The 11,404-nt window shown below is 70.3% G+C and carries 7 protein-coding genes; 6 read left to right on the top strand and 1 reads right to left on the bottom strand.

Translation table 11 applies throughout. The features are described from left to right. Positions 1-60 precede the first annotated feature (60 nt). The 6 genes from B9Y95_RS13715 to B9Y95_RS13690 all read left to right on the top strand — a co-directional run bounded on the left by B9Y95_RS13715 (position 61) and on the right by B9Y95_RS13690 (position 6,713). Positions 61-1,137 carry a DUF5819 family protein gene (locus B9Y95_RS13715; protein ID WP_085512489.1) on the top strand — a complete coding sequence of 359 codons (1,077 nt, stop codon included), beginning with the start codon at positions 61-63 and terminating at the stop codon, positions 1,135-1,137. Beyond that, positions 1,134-2,159 carry an HTTM domain-containing protein gene (locus B9Y95_RS13710; RefSeq protein WP_085512487.1) on the top strand — a complete coding sequence of 342 codons (1,026 nt, stop codon included), beginning with the start codon at positions 1,134-1,136 and terminating at the stop codon, positions 2,157-2,159. Before B9Y95_RS13715 ends, B9Y95_RS13710 begins: the two co-directional genes overlap by 4 nt. Positions 2,160-2,416: 257 nt before the next feature. Beyond that, positions 2,417-3,205 (top strand): DeoR/GlpR family DNA-binding transcription regulator, encoded by a 789-nt coding sequence (locus B9Y95_RS13705; RefSeq protein ID WP_085512485.1) that lies wholly within the window; start codon positions 2,417-2,419, stop codon positions 3,203-3,205. Beyond that, entirely contained in the window at positions 3,202-4,203 is a 1,002-nt protein-coding gene (locus B9Y95_RS13700) for a 1-phosphofructokinase family hexose kinase (RefSeq protein WP_085512483.1), read from the top strand. Before B9Y95_RS13705 ends, B9Y95_RS13700 begins: the two co-directional genes overlap by 4 nt. 118 nt (positions 4,204-4,321) lie before the next feature. Beyond that, a complete protein-coding gene (locus tag B9Y95_RS13695; protein ID WP_085512481.1) occupies positions 4,322-6,364 on the top strand; it encodes a PTS fructose transporter subunit IIABC in 2,043 nt (680 codons plus the stop codon). Between the two features lie 79 nt (positions 6,365-6,443). Next, positions 6,444-6,713 carry an HPr family phosphocarrier protein gene (locus tag B9Y95_RS13690; RefSeq protein WP_056014456.1) on the top strand — a complete coding sequence of 90 codons (270 nt, stop codon included), beginning with the start codon at positions 6,444-6,446 and terminating at the stop codon, positions 6,711-6,713. A gap of 606 nt (positions 6,714-7,319) precedes the next feature. Here the strand turns inward: B9Y95_RS13690 and B9Y95_RS13685 are convergent. Beyond that, positions 7,320-11,228 carry a glycoside hydrolase gene (locus B9Y95_RS13685; protein WP_085512479.1) on the bottom strand — a complete coding sequence of 1,303 codons (3,909 nt, stop codon included), beginning with the start codon at positions 11,226-11,228 and terminating at the stop codon, positions 7,320-7,322. Positions 11,229-11,404 lie beyond the last annotated feature (176 nt).

Genomic DNA, 11,404 nt, shown 5'->3' with positions numbered 1-11,404 from the left:
GACGGCACCACCGAACGGGTGTCCCCGCGGTTCATCACCACCCAGCACCAAGGAGGAACCGTGACTCCGATCACACGCACACCCGTCGAGGGCCGTTCTGACGCCCTTCGACAAGCTCAGGGACCGGAAGGGGCTCAGGGACCGGACGGCGCCGAGGGACTCGAGGCCGGGCAACCGGTCCCTGAGCCTGTCGAAGGGCAGGCTTCGGCGGGGACCCTTCGACAAGCTCAGGGACCGAAGGGCGCTCAGGGACCGAAGGGCGCTCAGGGGCCGGAAGGGGCTCAGGGGCCGGAAGGGGCTCAGGGACCGAAGGGCGCTCAGGGACCGAAGGGCGCTCACGGATCGAGCGGCGGTCAGGGAGCGGAGTCGGCGGCCCCGCCGAAGCGGGCCGCGCGCATCGCCGCCGCGGTCTCGATCGCCCTCGTCGGCGTCTACGTCGCGGGCACCCTCGTCATCGTCTCGCCGACCACACCCGTCCGCGGTGCCGTCGTCGCCGCGGCCGGCCCGTACTTCACGCAGAAGTGGAACGTCTTCGCGCCGAGCATCATGAAGACGAATATCACCTTCTCCGTCCAGGCCCAGTGGCGCGACGCCGACGGGACCCTCGTGAAGTCCGACTGGATCAATGTCACGAAGCTCGAGCAGCAGGCGGTCCCCGGCCACGCCGAGCCGTCGCGCATCCAGAAGTCCTCGTGGAACGCGATGCTCGCCTACAACGCCCGGTACCTCGCGCTCGACGCCCAGCAGCGTGAGATCGTCCGCGACACCTTCATCCAGCGGGCCGACGGTGGCGGGTATCGTGCCCAGTCGGCCGAGTCGCTCATCGCCGACCTCGACGCCGTCAGCACGACGCCGGGCTCGGGGCAGGGCGACGTCGTCCGGTTCCTCCGCTACGACTACATGCTCAAGGAGTACGCGACCGCGTTCTCGACGGCGTACTTCGAGCAGGACGTCGAGCGCGTCCGGTGGCGGATCGACCGCACCCGCCCGAACGACTTCGACAACCGCTTCTCCGAGGAGCAGCAGTTCGACGACACCGCCGTCACTTTCGGCTGGCGGCACGTCGACGACGTCATCGACCCGGAGACCCTCGCCGTCTACCGGGACGTCGTCACCCGCTACGGAGGTGCACGATGAACGCCGTCCGCGCATCGTTCGACCGGTTCGCCGGCTGGGTCACGGGTGCCAAGCACGCCGGCTACAGCCTCTCCGCCCTGCGAGTCCTCTACGGTGTCGCGATCGTCAGCTTCCTGTTCACGAGCCTCGCCGACCGCCACTACCTCTGGGGCGTCGCGTCGAAGTGGGTCGATCCGGAGGCGAACCGCCGCGCCTGGTTCCCGCTGTTCGAGCTCGTCTTCACGAAGGACAGCGCCTTCGTCTTCGACCTCGCCTACGGGGTCCTCATCGTGCTCGGGCTGCTGTTCCTCGTCGGCTGGCAGACCCGGTTCGTCACGCCAGTCCTGCTCGTGTTCTGGGTGGGGCTCGCGACCAACAGCACGGTGCTGACCAACGGCGGCGACACGATCATCCGCATCACGCTGCTGTTCCTGGTGTTCGCGGACCTGTCGCGTCACTGGTCGGTCGACGCGTGGCTCACCAAGCGGCGGGGACGAGCGCTGCGGCCGATCCTGCGCGGTCGGTTCGCGATCCCGGCGTGGCTCGCGAACGCCGCCAACAACACGGCGGTCCTCCTCTGCGCGTACCAGATCATGCTCGTCTACGTGAACTCCGGCATCTACAAGCTCATGGGTCCCGAGTGGCGCGAGGGCACGGCGTTCTACTACTCGCTCGTCCTCGACGTGTTCCGGCCGTTCCCCGCGCTGAGCGACCTCGCCTGGCAGGTCGGTCCGTTCGTCTGGGTCGCCACGTTCCTGTCCGTCTGGGTGCAGCTGCTGTTCCCGGTGCTGATCCTGTGGCGACCGACGCGGATTCTCGCGCTCGGTTTCACGATCCTGATGCACCTCGGCATCGGCCTCTTCCTCGGGCTGTGGCCGTTCTCGCTCGCGATGATCGCCCTCGACCTCCTCTTCGTCCGCGACCGCAGCTGGGTCGCCGTCGGTCGGTGGGCGGCGCACGCCGGGGGAGTGCTCCGCCAGCTGCGGCCGGAGCGCCAGAGGACCGAGAGATCCGTCACGACGTCGGCGGGTTCGCCGTCGTGACCACAGCCGTCTCGCGCGTTCGGGTGCGAGACGAACCGGCGGTCGGCGCCACGGTTGCGCCGACCGCCACCCCTTTGCCGGTTCCGTCCCTCGCGCCCTGAGGTCCCCTTACATTCGCCCATTTTTGGGCGAGGGAACGCTCCCTCGCCCAAAGATGGGCGAATGAACGCACCTGGATCTGTGTTTCTCTGTGTTTGTGTGATACTTTCTTCGCACTGCAAGCCTGCAACACCGGAAACGAAGGTCAAGGACGACGCATGTACGCGACGGAGCGGCACGAGCACATCACCAGCCGGGTGAAGACAAGCGGACGGGTCTCCGTCGCCGATGTCTCCCGTGAGCTGGGCGTCACCGCCGAGACGATCCGCCGCGACCTCGACCAGCTCGAAACCTCGGGTGTCCTGCGCCGCGTCCACGGCGGTGCCGTCTCAGCAGCACGTGCCTCCGTCGCGGAAGCCAGTCTCGCCGATCGCCAGGGCCAGCGGAGCGACGCGAAAGCGACGATCGCCCGTGCGGCCCTCCGGCTGATCCCGGCCACGTTCAGCGGCTCGATCGTCATCGACGCCGGGACGACCACGGCCCACCTCGCGGACCTCCTCGTCACCTGGCGCCCGGCCACCGCCGGCCAGACGCTCACGGTCATCACCAACTCGGTCCCGATCGCCGCGACGCTCCACCACTGCGACCACGTCGAACTGCACCTCCTCGGTGGCCGCGTCCGTGGCATCACGAGCGCGGCGGTCGGCAGCACCACCGTCGACGAGCTCGGCCGGTTCCGTCCCGACATCGCCTTCGTCGGCGCCAACGGGGTCAGCGCCGACTTCGGCCTGAGCACGCCCGACGAGCTCGAGGGTGCCGTGAAGTCGGCGATCGTCCGCGGTTCGCGCCGGGCCGTCGTCCTCGCCGACGCCGCCAAGCTCGGTGAGGAAGCGCTCATCCGCTTCGCCGCCCTCGACGAGATCGACACCGTCATCACCGACGAGGTCGTTCCGACGACGCTCGGGGACGCCCTCGAGGCTGCGGGTGTCGAGGTGGTCGTCGCATGATCATCACCCTGACCGCCAACCCCTCGCTCGACCACACGGTGGAGCTCCCGGGCATCGTCGAGCGCGGCGAGGTCCTCCGCGCCCTCGCCAGCCGGGAGCAGCCGGGCGGCAAGGGCGTCAACGTCTCGCGGGCCATCGCCGCCGCCGAGCTGGCGACCGTCGCCGTCCTCCCCGGCGAATCGACCGACCCGATGATCGAGTCGCTCCGCGCGCAGGGCGTCGACGTCCTCGCCGTCCCGACCGGGCAGCCCGTGCGTCGCAACATCACGCTGACCGAGCCCGACGGCACCACCACCAAGATCAACGAGCCGGGTCCGCTCCTCACCGAGGACGACGCTGCGCGGCTGGTCGACGCGACCGCCCGTACCGCCGCGAATGCCGAGTGGCTCGTCATCGCCGGCTCGCTGCCACCCGGTCTCCCCGCCGACTTCTACGCACGGATCGTCCGGGCCGCTCGCGCCCTCACCGACGGCACCCGCCCGCTCGTCGCCGTCGACAGCTCGGGGGAGCCGCTCGCCGCCCTCCTCGCCGCCTTCGCCGCCACCGGCGAACGCGTCGACCTCATCAAGCCGAACGGTGCCGAACTCGCCGAACTCACCGGCACCGCATCCGGCGACGAGATCGAGGCCGACCCGGCGCTCGCCGCATCCGTCGCCGCCACGCTCATCGGCACCGCGGACCGACCCGGTCCGGTCGCCGCCGTCCTCGTCACCCTCGGCTCCCGTGGCGCCGTGCTGGTGGAGGGTGACACGGCTTGGTCGGCCCGGGCCCCGAAGATCGTCGCGCGCAGCACCGTCGGCGCGGGGGACTCCTCCCTCGCCGGCTACCTGATCGCCCGAACCGCAGGTCTCGCACCTGCAGCACGCCTCGCGCAGGCCGTCGCCCACGGAGCCGCAGCCGCGGCACTCCCGGGCAGCGACGTGCCGGCGCTCAGCGGGACGGACGCCGCCGCCATCGACGTCGTCCAGCTCCCGCAGCGGATCCCCTCCGCCCCCTGACCGCCCCGGTCCCTGACCGCCCACCCCGGTCCCTGACCGCCCACCCCGGTCCCTGAGCTTGTCGAAGGGCCGCCCCGACCACCCGAAGCACCAGCATCCGTTTCGAAGGAGAACCCAGATGTCCACCCCACTCATCACCCCAGGGCTCGTCGCCCTCGACGCCGACCTCGGCACCGATCGCGCGGGTGTCATCCGCGCGCTCGCCGAGCTCGTCGTCCGCGCCGGCCGTGCCACCGACACCGAGGCCCTGTTCGCCGACGCCTGGGCGCGGGAGAGCAAGACCGACACCGGCATCCCCGGCGGCATCGCGATCCCGCACTGCCGTTCCGCCGCCGTCACCGAGCCGACGCTCGCGATGGCCCGTGTCTCGCCGCTCGTCGACTTCGGTTCCGACGACGGCCCGGCCGACCTCCTCTTCTTCATCGCGGCTCCGGACGGCGCCGACCAGGCGCACCTCGCCCTGCTGTCGAAGCTCGCCCGCTCGCTCATCAAGCCCGAGTTCGTGACCTCGCTGCGTGAGGCGCCCGACGCCGCCGCGGTGGTCGCCCTCGTCGATGGTGCGCTCAGCGACGCACCCAAGCCGGCAGCGGCTCCCGCAGCCGAGCGCGCCGCGACGGCTCCCGTCGAGGCCGGCGACCAGGCCGCACGGCCCGTGCTCATCGCGGTCACCTCCTGCGCGACGGGCATCGCGCACACCTACATGGCGGCCGACTCGCTCGCCGCCACCGCGAAGCGCCTCGGTGTCGAGCTGCACGTCGAGACGCAGGGCGCCTCCGGTGCGACCCCGCTGCCCGCCGACGTCGTCGCGAAGGCGCAGGCGGTCATCTTCGCCGTCGACGTGGACGTCCGCGACGTCACCCGCTTCGCCGGCAAGCCCGTCATCAAGGCTCCCGTGAAGCGCGGCATCGACGCCCCGGAGCAGCTCATCAACGACGCGGTCGCCGCGATCTCGAACCCGAACGCCCCGCGGGTCGCCGCGGCGGCTGGTGACGCCTCCGCGTCGACGTCGGACAAGAAGGACGCCAACGTCGGTCAGTCGATCAAGCGCTGGCTGCTCACCGGTGTCAGCTACATGATCCCGTTCGTCGCGGGTGGCGGTCTGCTCATCGCGCTCGGCTTCCTCCTCGGTGGCTACGACATCACCGAGAACGCCGGCAAGATCATCGTCGAGAACAGCCTCGTGAACCTGCCGGCCGGTGGACTCGGCGCCTACCTCGGTGCGGTCGCGTTCTCCATCGGCAACGCCTCGATGGCGTTCCTCGTCCCGGCCCTCGCCGGCTACATCGCCTACGCCATCGCCGACCGACCGGGCATCGCACCCGGGTTCGTCGCCGGTGCGGTCGCCCTCCTCATGAGCGCCGGCTTCCTCGGCGGACTCGTCGGTGGTCTGCTCGCCGGTGGTGTCGCCTACGGCCTCGGCCGCCTGAACGTGCCGCGGTGGCTGCGTGGGCTGATGCCCGTGGTGATCATCCCGCTGATCGGCTCGATCGTCGCGTCCGGCCTCATGATCCTCGTCCTCGGCGGCCCGATCGCCGCGCTCATGGGCGGGCTCAACTCCTGGCTCTCTGGCCTCACCGGTGTCTCCGCGATCCTGCTCGGCGTGATCCTCGGCACGATGATGGCCTTCGACCTCGGTGGCCCCGTCAACAAGGTCGCGTACTCGTTCGCCGTCGCCGGTCTCGGTGCGGGAACGCTCGCCAACCAGGCACCGTGGCAGATCATGGCCGCCGTGATGGCCGCCGGCATGGTGCCGCCGCTCGCGATGGCACTCGCCTCGACCGTCCTCAGCCGTCGTTCGTTCACCGCGGTCGAGCGGGAGAACGGCAAGGCGGCCTGGCTGCTCGGTGCCGCGTTCATCAGCGAGGGCGCGATCCCGTTCGCCGCAGCCGACCTGTTCCGCGTCATCCCGGCGTCGATCCTCGGTGGTGCCGCCACCGGTGCGCTCATCATGGCGACCGGCGTCACCTCGCAGGCACCGCACGGTGGCATCTTCGTGTTCTTCGCCATCGGCAACATCGGGATGTTCGTCCTGTCGGTCGCGATCGGCACCGTCATCACCGCGGTCGCCGTCGTCCTGCTCAAGCGGTTCGCCCGTCGTCGGCCGGTGGAGGGTGCCGACTCGGCAGCCCCCGCGGTCGCCACCGAGCCCGCGACCGTCTGATCCGTACCCGTCCGATCCACAGCCTGACCTGATCCACTGGTCTGGCCGGCACCAACCGAACCGCAGAAGGAGCATCACCATGGCCGAACGCCAAGCCACCATCGCCAGCCGCGTCGGGCTGCACGCCCGCCCCGCCAAGCTCTTCATCGAGACGGTCAAGCGCCAGCCGGTGCCCGTCACGATCGAGCTGGGCGACTCGGGCCCGCTCGACGCCTCGAGCATCCTCACGATCATGAGCCTCGGCGCCACCAACGGCGACGTCGTGACCCTCCGCGCCGAGGGCGAGGGTGCCGACGAGGCGCTCGCCGAGCTCGCCGGTCTCCTCGAGACGGACCTCGACGCCGAGTAGTCACCCGACCCACGAAGCCCCGCCGCCCGAGTCATCCCGGACGGCGGGGCTTCCTCGTGGGCCCTTCGACAGGCTCAGGGAGCGGGGTACCGTTCTGGTCACTGAGCTTGTGGAGGTGTCTTCGGGGATCCGTTTCGTGTCGGGTGTGGGTGCTCGTGGGCCCTTCGACAGGCTCAGGGAGCGGGGTACCGTTCGGGTCACTGAGCTTGTGGAGGTGTCTTCGGGGAGCCGTTTCGTGTCGGGTGTGGTTGCTCGTGGGCCCTTCGACAGGCTCAGGGAGCGGGGTACCGTTCGGGTCACTGAGCTTGTGGAGGTGTCTTCGGGGAGCCGTTTCGTGTCGGGTGTGGGTGCTCGTGGGCCCTTCGACAGGCTCAGGGAGCGGGGTACCGTTCGGGTCACTGAGCTTGTGGAGGTGTCTTCGGGGAGCCGTTTCGTGTCGGGTGTGGTTGCTCGTGGGCCCTTCGACAGGCTCAGGGAGCGGGTCTCTCCGCGGGAAGGGCTCCGGTCACTGAGCTTGTCGAAGTGCCCCCGGGAACCGCGCGCCTGCCGACACACGACGAACCCCGCCACCCCAGACGACGGGTGACGGGGTTCGTCAGGAGCGACCTACTCCGCGGAGCGACGGCGACGCGCGATCAGCACCGAGGCGAAGCCGACGAGGCCGAGGAGCAGCGCGACGAGCCCGATGCTCGACACGTCGACACCCGTGCGCGACAGCGAGTCGGTGCCGGTGGCCGAACCACCCGAGGGCGAGCTCGTGCCGTCACCACCACCGACCGTGCCACCACCGGAGCCCGTGCCGGGCCCGGTGCCGGGGTTCGTCCCCGGGTCGGTGCCGGGATCGGTCCCCGGGTCCACCGCGGCGGCGAGCACCGTCACCGGCGTGGACGTCGTCTCGACCGGCGCGAATCCATCGGCAGAGACCGTGACCCGCACCGCGAGCGCGGCACCCGCACTGCCGGTGGGCGGCGTGAACGTCGCCGTGTCGGCGCTGTCCACGACCTCGTCGTCGAGCAGCCAGGCGTAGACCACGGCCGCGTCCTCGGGGTCCACGACGACCGCCGCGGTCGTCGGGACGCCCTCGCGGGCCACGCTCGACAGCGTCGCGGTCGCGACCGCCGTCCGAGCGAAGGTGACGGTCGTCGACTGCGTGGTCACGCCGTCGGCCGCCGTCACGGTGATGACGACACCGTCGCTCGCATCAGCCGCAGCGCGAGCAGCGGCAGCCGGTACCGCGTCAAGCGGCTCGATCGTCACCGTCGCGTCGCGGTCGGCCGGGATGGCGTCGACCACCGGATCGGCGGACCCGGCGAGCGGCACCTCGTACTCGAGGACGCCTGCGTCGAAGCCCTCGACCGGTGTGCCGTTCACCCGCAGCGCGGCGAGACTCGCCTCGGTCGCGACCGACGGTGCGAGCGCGTAGATCTCGACCTCCGAGACGACCAGGTGGGTGTTCGCGTACGCCGTCATCACGACGCGGACCGCACTCGTCGTGACGCCACCGAGGTCGACGTCGACGATCGGAGCCGTCCCATCGCTCGGGACCGGCACGGCGACCGCCCCACCCGGAGCATCGATCCACGCGCCGTCGGCGTCGCGGAACTGCACGGTCAGCGCACTCGGCCAGCTGTTGGTGCTCCCGTCCTTGTAGGCGTAGAAGGTGACGTGCTCGATCGTGTGCTCACCGCCGAGCTCATAGCTCAAGGTGTCGCTCGCGGGCTTGTTCGACGAGCGCCAGTTCGACCAACCCTTGTCGTTCCGCACACCGTTCTTCGTGTTGCTCGCGGGATAGCCGGACTCGGTGGACGTCGCGCTCGCGACGGTCGTGGCGTCCGGTGCGATGTTCCGCTCGCCGGGCGCCGTGACGATGATCGACAGGAGTGCGTCGACCGGTGCCGCGGTCGGGTCGTTCGACGCAGCCGCGCCGCGCACCTGCACCACACCGGTGTCGGCGAGGTCGGCGTCGTCGAGGGTGCTGAAGTCCCACGTGACGGCCGTGTCGAAGCGGTTGGTGCTCGCACCGATCTGCGCCGGGACCGTGGTCGGCGCCGCAGCGATGACGGCGCTCGCGGGGGACCCTGCGGCGACCGTCAGAGAGACCGGCTCGGTGGTCGTGAAGCCGCCGATGTCGACGGCGGCCTGCGCGGTGAACGCCGCACCCCACCCGTCGGTGCCGGAGCCGTTCACGACGATCGTGCCCGGCGTGTTCCAGTCCACGGCCGAGGTGTCCCAGGTGACCGGCACCGGAGCGCCCTGGACCGCGCCGTACAGCGGCACCACGGTCGCGGGCAGCGCCGCCGGAACACCGGCGACGGTCTGCACGGTGACGGGCTGCACTCCCGTGAGGGCGGTGTCGACGAAGCTCCACGTCTGGTTCGCGCCGTTGTTCGACTGGTAGACGCCGACGGCGGCACCCGTGGCGGTGGACTGCCCGCCGACCTCGAGGGCCTGGCTGGTTCCGACGTTCACGAGGCTCCACTCGGAGCCGTTGGTCGTCGTCGGGATCCACTGCAGCGATGGGTCGGCCGCAGCTTGTTCCCGCGTCGCGGCGACGAGCGAGGTGCCGGCGGAGGTCGCGGAGAGGAGTGCTCCGGACGAGCTGCGGACGGCGTAGCGGTCGGTGTTCGTGCCGCCTCCGGAGAGGAGCTCGGCGGTCCACACCTGTGCGGCACCGGTCGTGGCGTCGGAAGCGCGCGGGGTGATCGTGCCGGCCGGTACGGACCCCGTCGAGGCTGCGGCGGTGAACGCCTTCGCGCTCTGCCTGCCGACGAGCTGGTAGGCGTGTCCGTCCTGGAACGGCGCCGCGTCGGCTGCGACACCGGTCGCACCGTCGACGAGGAAGGTGGTGACCGACTTCGCCGGGACGGTGAGCGTCGCCTGCTTGGTCACCGGGTCGATCGACACGGCGTCGCCCTGCACGAGTGCATTGGCGGTGACGTCGTCCGCGGGGGACTCCGTCGTCACGACCGGCGTGACCGTCGCTCCGGGAGCGATGTCGGCGAACTTCGACAGGTCGATCGTGATCGTCCGAGCCGAGGTCGACGGGTTGGCGTGCACGAGGGTCGCGCCCGTGCCGTCGGCACGGAGTGCCGTGGTGGTCTGCGCGTCGGTGGACGGGATGAGGTGGTCACCGGGTTGCACGTAGTGGGTGAAGTTGCGGAGCGTGTTGTACTTCGCGTTCGTCTTCACCGAGCAGCTCGGGTCGGCGTCACCGTCTGCGATGCGTCGCTCCGAGTCACCCTCGGCGTTGCAGTCGAAGTCGATGAGGACGCTGCCCCAGTTGAGCTTCTCGACCTTCTCCATGTTGTAGAGGTCCTCGACGGGCTGCCAGAGCACCCACGCGGTCGGCTCCAGGTTGCGGAGGTCGTCGATGAGGTGCGTCGCCATGCCGATGCCGTTGTCGATGTTCGTGAGGTTGTGCTTGCCGCTGGAGTCCCAGTTGCCCTCGACCTCGCTCATCCACAGCGGCTTGCCGGCGGTCTTCGCGATGTCGCGTGCGACGACGCTGCCGCCCTGGCCGTAGCTGTGGACGTTGAGCTGCGTGACGAGGTCCTTGGCGGTCTGTGACCAGCCGTTCCAGTTCGTCGCGAAGATGCCGGGGTTCGTCTCGTCCATGGCCGCGATGACGGCCTCGGTCGAGGTGCCCTCGGCGGCGAGGCGCTCGGCGAGGGCCTTGATGACGGTGTCCTGCATGGCCGGGCCGATGTGCGCGCCCTCCTGGCGTCCGCCCTTCGGCCAACCGGTGGCCTCGTCGATCTGGGTGCCCCAGTAGTTGGTGTTCGGCTCGTTGAAGGGGTCGATGGTGTCGAAGTCGATGCCCGTGTCGGCCTCGAGGTGGTCGACGACGGTGGTGAGGTACGCGACGAAGTCGTCGACACTCTCGGGCTTCAGCTGCTCGTCGGCGGCGTTGAAGTTGCCCGACGCATAGCCGCTCTCGGTCATGAAGTAGGGCGGGGAGTTGCTGAACGCCTCCCACTTGGTGATCTTGTCCTTGAGTGCTGTGAGCCACCAGCGCTGGGTCTCGTCGGCGTCGAAGTCGTAGGAGGCCGGGTCGTCGGCGTCCCAGGCGGCGGCGTAGCGGTCGCGGTCGACGTAGTCGGAGGTGATGGGGCCGTCGGCGTCGCTCGCGGCGAGGTCCGGGTTCCACCAGCCGTCGACCGCGCCGCCGGCCCGCAGGTAGGGCGGGACGTCGCTCGCGTTGCCGCCACCGATGTTGTAGCGGGCGATGTTGAGATTGAGGCCGTCCTCACCGAACACCTTGTCGAAGAGGTCCTGGCGGACGTCCGCCGGGTAGTCGCCCGTGGCGTTGGCGAACCAGACGAGGCTCGTGCCCCAGCCTTCGAACGCCTCGTTCTGGTAGGCCGGGTTGGGGGTGATGGTGAGGGTAGTGCTCTCCGCGGCGGCCGCGGGTGCGGCGTCCACGGTGGCGAGTGCTGGCGCGATCGCGGCGATGCCGAGGGCGACGGCGACGGTCGCTCCGATCGTTCGTCGGCGGACTGGTGACGGCAGTGTCATCGGTGGTTCCTTCGTTGGAGGCCGTGGTGCAGGGGATGTTCACGTGAACATTCGGCGGCGTCGAACCACCGTGTTCACGTCAACATTTCCGACGAGTATGGGCGACCCCTCGCTCGGGTGTCAAGCGATGGCCGGCCGCTGAGGTCCCCGTTCCGGTCCGTTCCGGTCACTGAGCC

Source organism: Plantibacter flavus, from assembly GCF_900177615.1.
Lineage (GTDB): Bacteria > Actinomycetota > Actinomycetes > Actinomycetales > Microbacteriaceae > Plantibacter > Plantibacter flavus.
The sequence above is the reverse complement of the archived record's forward strand: the minus strand, read 5'-3'. Positions and strand labels throughout refer to the sequence as shown.

Bases quoted from the DNA above. Each gene is read 5' to 3' on its own strand.
- B9Y95_RS13710 (WP_085512487.1), top strand. From the start codon at position 1,134: ATGAACGCCGTCCGCGCATCGTTCGACCGGTTCGCCGGCTGGGTCACG.
- B9Y95_RS13705 (WP_085512485.1), top strand. From the start codon at position 2,417: ATGTACGCGACGGAGCGGCACGAGCACATCACCAGCCGGGTGAAGACA.
- B9Y95_RS13700 (WP_085512483.1), top strand. From the start codon at position 3,202: ATGATCATCACCCTGACCGCCAACCCCTCGCTCGACCACACGGTGGAG.
- B9Y95_RS13695 (WP_085512481.1), top strand. From the start codon at position 4,322: ATGTCCACCCCACTCATCACCCCAGGGCTCGTCGCCCTCGACGCCGAC.
- B9Y95_RS13690 (WP_056014456.1), top strand. From the start codon at position 6,444: ATGGCCGAACGCCAAGCCACCATCGCCAGCCGCGTCGGGCTGCACGCC.
- B9Y95_RS13685 (WP_085512479.1), bottom strand. From the start codon at position 11,228: ATGACACTGCCGTCACCAGTCCGCCGACGAACGATCGGAGCGACCGTC.